The organism is Streptomyces sp. NPDC048111 (assembly GCF_043202815.1).
Taxonomy (GTDB): domain Bacteria; phylum Actinomycetota; class Actinomycetes; order Streptomycetales; family Streptomycetaceae; genus Streptomyces.
Genome location: NZ_JBIDBD010000015.1, coordinates 148,749 through 155,803, shown reverse-complemented (window position 1 = coordinate 155,803; position 7,055 = coordinate 148,749). Strand labels below are relative to the sequence as shown.

General features: G+C 70.1%; 6 protein-coding genes. All 6 read right to left on the bottom strand.

Going from position 1 to position 7,055, the window contains the following annotated elements:
- Positions 1–340: 340 nt before the first annotated feature.
- Entirely contained in the window at positions 341–1,210 is an 870-nt protein-coding gene (locus ACGF3I_RS23350; protein ID WP_393134973.1) for a thioesterase family protein, read from the bottom strand.
- 92 nt (positions 1,211–1,302) lie between these two features.
- The gene (locus ACGF3I_RS23345) at positions 1,303–1,962 is read right to left on the bottom strand and encodes a trimeric intracellular cation channel family protein (protein ID WP_393134972.1); all 660 of its coding nucleotides are present in this window, start codon (positions 1,960–1,962) and stop codon (positions 1,303–1,305) included.
- Between the two features lie 46 nt (positions 1,963–2,008).
- Entirely contained in the window at positions 2,009–3,412 is a 1,404-nt protein-coding gene (locus ACGF3I_RS23340; RefSeq protein ID WP_393134970.1) for a M1 family metallopeptidase, read from the bottom strand.
- Positions 3,413–3,507: 95 nt separating this feature from the next.
- A complete protein-coding gene (locus tag ACGF3I_RS23335; protein WP_393134968.1) occupies positions 3,508–4,923 on the bottom strand; it encodes an ABC transporter ATP-binding protein in 1,416 nt (471 codons plus the stop codon).
- 14 nt (positions 4,924–4,937) lie between these two features.
- A complete protein-coding gene (locus ACGF3I_RS23330; protein WP_393134966.1) occupies positions 4,938–6,035 on the bottom strand; it encodes an ABC transporter ATP-binding protein in 1,098 nt (365 codons plus the stop codon).
- Complete coding sequence (locus ACGF3I_RS23325; RefSeq protein WP_393134964.1) at positions 6,032–7,030, bottom strand: ABC transporter permease; 999 nt, start codon at positions 7,028–7,030, stop codon at positions 6,032–6,034. Before ACGF3I_RS23325 ends, ACGF3I_RS23330 begins: the two co-directional genes overlap by 4 nt.
- Positions 7,031–7,055 lie beyond the last annotated feature (25 nt).

Genomic DNA, 7,055 nt, shown 5'->3' with positions numbered 1-7,055 from the left:
GGGCGGAGCCCCTCAGCGGGTCTGGGGCGCAGCCCCAGGGCTCAGCCGGTACAACCCGCTGCACGGGCGGGCGGGTGGGCAAACCCCCCGGGGTCTGGGGCGGAGCCCCAGGGAGCCGGGCCAGCCAACCCCCGTCACGGGCGGGCGGGTGGGCGAACCCCCCGGGGTTTGGGGCGGAGCCCCAAGGCCAGGCGCCCTCCAACCCCCCGCACGGGCGGGCGGGTGGGCAAGCGCCGTCGGGGTCTGGGGCGGAGCCCCAGGGGGCCGGGCCTATCCGACCCCCTGCACGGGCGGGTGGGTGGGCAAACCCCCCCGGGGGCGGGCGAGCCCCGCAGAGGGCTCAGGCTCGGGGCGCCCGGGCCAGTTGGCGGGACTGGGCCACCAGACGGTCCGCCGAGTCCCAGACCTCGGCATCCTCCTCAAGAAACCCCCCGGCCAGATTCCGCGTGGTGATGGACACCCGCAACGCCCCCGGCGCCGGCCTGCACCGGATGTGCGCGGTCAGTTCGACCGTGGGCGTCCACCCCTTGAGCCCCAGCTCGAAGGAGGTCGGCGGCAGCGCGTCCACCGTGAGCAGCAGCGAGAGCGGATCCGCGTCGCGCCCGTCGGCGAGCCCGAACCAGCCGCGCATCTCCCCCTTGCCCGAGGGCGCCCCGACGGCCCACCCCAGCGTCGTGGGGTCGAGCTTGAGCATCAGACGGTCGGTGATCGCCGAGCTGCCGGGGATGGGCGGCCGGCTGCCGTCGGGCGCGTCGGTGGCGCCGATGCAGTGCGAGAGCGGCGGCATGGCGGGCGGCTTCGCCGTGGTGCGCACGTCGTCGCTGAGCGCGTCGAGGTCTCCGTACGAGGCGAGGACCCGGATGCGCTCGACCTCCGCACCGCTCTCGTCGTACTGGAAGAGCGAGGCCTGTCCGGTGGAGAGGGTGCGGCCGGTGCGTACCACCTGGGTGCGGATGACCGCGGGCCCCGGCACGGACGGCGTGAGGTAGTGCGCGGAGACGGTGAACGGGTCCGGGTGCGGCAGCGCGTCGCCGAGCGCGCGGCCGAGCAGGGCGAGCAGATAGCCGCCGTTGACGGCGTGGATGATGGTCCAGCCCGCCGAGAGCTCGGCGTCATAGACCCCCGCTTCCCGCAGGGTGACCGCGGTGTCGCGGTCGAACTCGCTGTCCCCGATCGCGGCGGGGAGTACCGGTGACGATGCCTGTGCCATGGGCAGCACCGTACACCGATAAATTACTGAGCGGTAGCTTTCTGGGGTTGCCCCCTCGCCGGACGGGCAGGGCGCCCTCGAACCCCTCCGGCTCAGACCTCCTCCAGCGTCGAGCTCCGCCGGTTCCAGGCCCGCGGCGCACGCCAGTGGTACTTCAGCGCCGCGATGCGCAGCACGAACGCCGTGGCCGCGGCGAGCCCGCTGGTCCCGGCGGTGAGCAGGTCGAAGCGGATGAACAGCACGATCATCGTGGAGCCGACGATCGCGGGCACCGCGTACAGGTCGCGGTCCCAGCGCAGCAGCGAGGGCACCTCGTTGGCGAGGACGTCGCGCAGCACACCACCCCCCACCGCCGTCGCGAGACCGAGCACCGCCGACGAGGTGAGGCCGAGCCCGTAGTCGTACGCCTTGGTGGTGCCCGCGACGCAGAACAGGCCGAGCCCCGCCGCGTCGAAGACGTTGACCGCGGTCTGCGTGCGCTCGACCTCGGGGTGCAGGAAGAAGACCAGGACGGTGGCGAGCAGCGGGGTCACGAAGTACCCGAGGTCGGTGAAGGCGGCCGGGGGCACCGCCCCGATGATGAGGTCGCGGAACAGTCCCCCGCCCAGAGCGGTGACCTCGGCGAGCACCGCGATGCCGAACACGTCGAAGTTCTTGCGCACGGCGAGCAGCGCGCCGGAGATCGCGAAGACGAAGATCCCGACGAGGTCCAGCGCGTGCTGGACGGAGGGACTGAACAGTGAGTGGAGCACCCCGCATTTTTACTCATCGCGGAGCACTCCCCCTCACCCGCCGGGCTCAGAGCGCGGGCTTGCCCGTGTCGCGAACCCACTTGTCGAAGAGGCCGTCGAGCTGCTTGCCCGAGACCTTCTCGGCCAGCCGGACGAAGTCGTCGGTGTCGGCGTTCTGGTAGCGGTGGGCCTTGGTCCAGGCCGGGAGCAGCTTGAAGAAGGCCCGGTCACCGATGGTTTCGCGGAGTTCCTGGAGCATCATCGCGCCGCGCTCGTAGACCGCGTCCGAGAACATCGTGTCGCGCTGCGGATCGGCGACCTCGATCTTCCAGAAGTCGTCGTCGGCCGGGATCGAGTTGTAGGCGGCGAGGAAGGAGTCGTGCGCGCTCCGGGTGCCGCGGTGCTCGGCCCACAGCCACTGGGCGTACGTCGCGAAGCCCTCGTTGAGCCAGATGTCGTCCCAGTGGGCGACCGAGACGGAGTCGCCGAACCACTGGTGCGCCAGCTCGTGCACGATGGTCGACTCGGAACGCACCGCCGAATAGCTGGGCTTGGACTGGGTCTCCAGGGAGAACCCGGCCTGCGGCATGTCGTCGACCACCGCGCCGGTCACCTCGAAGGGGTACGGCCCGAAGGTCTTCGACCAGTAGTCGGTGGCCTCGGCCGTCACGGCGTACACGTCGACCTTGTTCTGGTTGGCGAGCACCGGGTCGATGGCCACGTAGATGGGCGTACCGCCGGGCGTACGGCCCGTCTTCACATCGAACTTGCCTATGGACGCGGTGGCCAGATAGGTCGCCATCGGCCTGGACTCGCGCCAGTGGTAGTAGGAGCGGCCCCCGCGGTCGTGGGAGTCCACCAGGCGGCCGTTGGAGACGCCGGTGAGGCCCTTGGGGGCGTCGATGCGGATGTCGTACGTCGCCTTGTCGGACGGGTGGTCGCTGGAGGGGAACCAGGTGGAGGCGGCGTTGGGCTCGCAGGCCACGAAGACGCCGTCCTTGGTCTTCATCCAGCCGTAGTCCGAGCCGAAGACGATGGGCCCGTTCAGCGCCTGCGGCACCCCGCCGTACACGACGGTGACCTCGAACTCCTGGCCCCGGTTGATCCGGTGGCGCGGGGTGATGACGATCTCGTCACCGGTTCTGCTGAAGTCGGCCGGCTTCCCGTTCACCCGCACCGCGTCTACCGTCAGCTTCTGGAGGTCGAGGTCGAAGCGCGACAGGTTCTGGGTGGCCCGCGCCGTCACCGTGGTGCGCCCGTCCAGGCGCCCCGAATCGGGGTTGTAGCTCACCCCGAGGTCGTAGTGCAGGGCGTCGAAGCCGCCGTTGCCCATGTTCGGGAAGTACGGGTCGCCGATGCCCGGGGCGCCGGGTGAGGCGGCGGGTGCCGCGGCGATGGTGAACCCGGCGGCCACCGCGGTGGCGAGGGAGAGCCAGCGGGAGGTGCGACGTGCCGAACGGGAGAGTGCCATGTGAGCCTGCCCTTCGAACGTGCCGTAGGTACGGTCACGCAGACTCTGCACTCTCCCGCTTCGGCATGGACATGACTTTGCCGAACTGTCATGGCCTACTTGCCGGTTGACTCCTGAGCGGTGCCCTCCGGTCCGGTTCCGCCCTCACCGTCCGCCGAGTCGGCCCCGTCCGTCGAGCCGGCCCCGGTCTCCGCGTCGGCCCCGGCTGCCGGCCTCTCGCCCTTGGGCGTCGAGTCGGTCCCGGCCGCCGGCTTCTCGACCTTCGGCGCCGCCTCGCTCACCGGCTCCGCCTCGGCCACGGGTGCCGCCTCGGCCACGGGTGCCGCTTCGGCCACCGGCTCCGCCTCGGCCGCGCCCTCCGCGCCCACCGGCGCAGCCTCGCCGATCGTCACGATCTCGATCGACTCCCTGGCCTCCGGCAGCACCGCCTCGCCCGGTGCCTGGTCCGGAGCGTTCTCCGGGTGGTGGCAGGCCACCCGCTGACCGGGCTTCAGCTCCACGAGCACCGGCTCCTGCGTCTTGCAGAGCTCGGTCGCCTTCCAGCACCGGGTGTGGAACCGGCAGCCGCTCGGCGGCGAGATCGGGGACGGGACATCGCCCTTGAGCAGGATCCGCTCGCTCTTCATGCCCCGGCGCTTGGGGTCGGGCACCGGCACCGCGGACATCAGGGCCCGGGTGTAGGGGTGCATCGGCGCCGCGTACAGGGACTTGCGGTCGGCCAACTCCACGATCTTGCCCAGGTACATGACCGCGATCCGGTCCGACACGTGCCGGATGACCGACAGGTCGTGCGCGATGATCACGTACGTCAGGCCGAGCTCCTGCTGGAGGTCGTCGAGCAGGTTGACCACCTGCGCCTGGATCGACACGTCGAGCGCGGAGACCGGCTCGTCCGCCACGACCAGCTTCGGCTTGAGCGCGAGCGCGCGGGCGATGCCGATGCGCTGGCGCTGGCCGCCGGAGAACTCGTGCGGATAGCGGTTGTAGTGCTCGGGGTTGAGGCCCACGACCTCCAGCAGGCGCTGCACTTCCTTCTTGACGCCGCCCTCGGGCTCGACGCCCTGGAGCTTGAAGGGCGCCGAGATGATGCCGCCGACCGTGTGCCGCGGGTTCAGCGAGGAGTACGGGTCCTGGAAGATCATCTGCACGTCGCGGCGCATCGGCCGCATGCCGCGCACCCCGAGGTGGGTGATGTCCTGCCCCTCGAACTCCACGGTGCCGCCGGTCGGTTCGAGCAGCCGGGTGATCAGCCGCCCCATCGTCGACTTGCCGCAGCCGGACTCGCCGACCACACCGAGCGTCTCGCCGGACCGCACGTCGAAGTCGAGGCCGTCCACCGCCTTGACCGAACCGGTCTGCCGCTTGAGCAGACCGCTGCGGATCGGGAAGTGCTTCTGGAGACCGCTGACCTTGAGCAGTACCTCGCCCGGGGCGGCCTCCTTGGCGGACCCCGACGTGGTCAGGACCGCACCCTTGCTCTGCGCGGGAATCGCCGCTTCGTTGTCCGTCACGCCTTTGTCCTCGCTCACAGCTTGGGCGCAATCTCTTCGGTCCAGATGCGCTCCCGCTCGTCGGGCGTCATGTGGCAGGCGGTCCAGTGACCGCTGCCGCCGTCGGCCAGTTCGGGACGCACGGTCCGGGTGATGTTGTCCTTGGGCACATCGGCGTACGGGCAGCGCGGGTTGAAGGCGCAGCCGGACGGGATGTTGATCAGGGACGGCGGGGAGCCCTTCACCGGGATGAGGCGCTCGGTCTCCTCGCGGTCGATGCGCGGCATCGAACCCAGCAGGCCCCAGGTGTACGGGTGGCGGGGCTCGTAGAAGACCTTCTCCGCGGGGCCGCGCTCCACACACCGGCCGCCGTACATCACCAGGATGTCGTCGGCCAGCTCGGCCACGACGCCCAGGTCGTGGGTGATGATGATGACCGCGGAGCCGAACTCCTTCTGCAGGTCCCGGATCAGGTCGAGGATCTGCGCCTGGACGGTGACGTCGAGGGCGGTCGTCGGCTCGTCCGCGATCAGCAGGTCGGGGTTGTTCACCAGGGACATCGCGATCATCGCGCGCTGGCGCATGCCGCCCGAGAACTCGTGCGGGTAGGAGTCCACCCGCTTGTCGGGCTGCGGGATGCCCACCCGGTCGAGCATCTCGATCGCCCGGTTGCGGGCGGTCTTCTTGTCGACGTCGTGGTGGACGCGGTACGCCTCGACGATCTGCTTGCCGATGGTGAAGTACGGGTGCAGCGCGGACAGCGGGTCCTGGAAGATCATCGCCATGTCCCGGCCGCGCAGCTTGCGCACCTCGTCCGGGTCGGCGGAGAGCAACTCCTGGCCGTTGAGCCAGATTTCACCGGATATCCGGGCCCGGCGCTTGCCGTACTGGCCGGCCGTGTGCAGGCCCATGATGCCCATCGAGGTGACGGACTTGCCGGAACCGGACTCGCCCACGATGCCGAGGGTCTTGCCCTTCTCCAGCGAGAAGCTCAGCCCGTCGACGGACTTGACCAGACCGTCGTCGGTCGGGAAGTGCACCTTCAGGTCGCGCACGTCGAGGAAGGCGTTCGAGGGCCGCTCCGTCGCGACCGGCTCGCCGACGGCGGCGCCGGTCTTGTTCAGGTCGGTCATGCGAGCCTCACTCGGGGGTCGATCACGGCGTACAGGAGGTCCACGACGAGGTTCGCGAAGATCACCGCCGCCGAGGTGATCAGCGTGACGCCGAGGATCACCGGCAGGTCCCGGTCGTTGATGGCCTGGAGCACGGCCTGGCCGAGGCCCGGGATGCTGTAGGTGGTCTCGGTCAGGATCGCGCCGCCGATCAGGGCGCCGATGTCCATGCCGAGCACGGTCAGGATCGGCGCCATGGTGGAGCGCATGGCGTGCTTGCCGATGACGGTGGACTCGCTCAGGCCCTTGGCGCGGGCGGTTCTGACGTAGTCCTCGCCCATCACTTCGAGCATGGTGGCCCGGGTGAGGCGGGCGTACATCGCGGCCTGGAGGAAGGCCAGGGTGATCCAGGGCAGCAGCAGACCGCTGAACCAGCCGCCTGGTGAATCACTGAAGGGCACGTACTGGCCGTCGAGCCAGTGCAGGCCGTAGGTGAAGATCGCCAGCGAGAGCAGGCCCGTGAAGTAGATCGGCAGCGAGACGCCGGCCAGGGCGACGGTCATCGAGAACCGGTCCCACAGCGAGCCGCGCTTGAGGGCGGAGACGACGCCGGTCAGGACACCGAAGACGACCCAGAGGATGGCCGCGCCGATGACCAGCGACAGCGTGACCGGGAAGCGGTCCTTGAGCACCGGCCAGATCGCCTGCTCGTTCTTGAACGAGTAGCCGAAGCACGGGGCGTCGCAGTGGATCGTCGAGCCGCCGCCGGTGTAGTCGCGGCCGGCCAGGATGCCCTTCACGAAGTCGAAGAGCTGCACGAAGATCGGGTCGCCGAGACCCAGCTTGGAGCGGACCGCTTCGAGAGCAGCTGCGTCGGACTGCTTGCCGACGTACATGGTGGCCGGGTCGACGCCCGTCCACTTGGGAACCAGGAAGAAGATGCCGAACGTCACGAGCATGACGATCAGCAGCATCACGATGGCGGCGGCGAACCGCCTGATGAGATATGCGAGCACTGCTCTCGGCCCGGCGGCGGGCCGG

Excerpts from the sequence above, each read along its gene's own strand:
- ACGF3I_RS23350 (WP_393134973.1), bottom strand. The coding sequence starts at position 1,210 with ATGGCACAGGCATCGTCACCGGTACTCCCCGCCGCGATCGGGGACAGC.
- ACGF3I_RS23340 (WP_393134970.1), bottom strand. The coding sequence starts at position 3,412 with ATGGCACTCTCCCGTTCGGCACGTCGCACCTCCCGCTGGCTCTCCCTC.
- ACGF3I_RS23330 (WP_393134966.1), bottom strand. The coding sequence starts at position 6,035 with ATGACCGACCTGAACAAGACCGGCGCCGCCGTCGGCGAGCCGGTCGCG.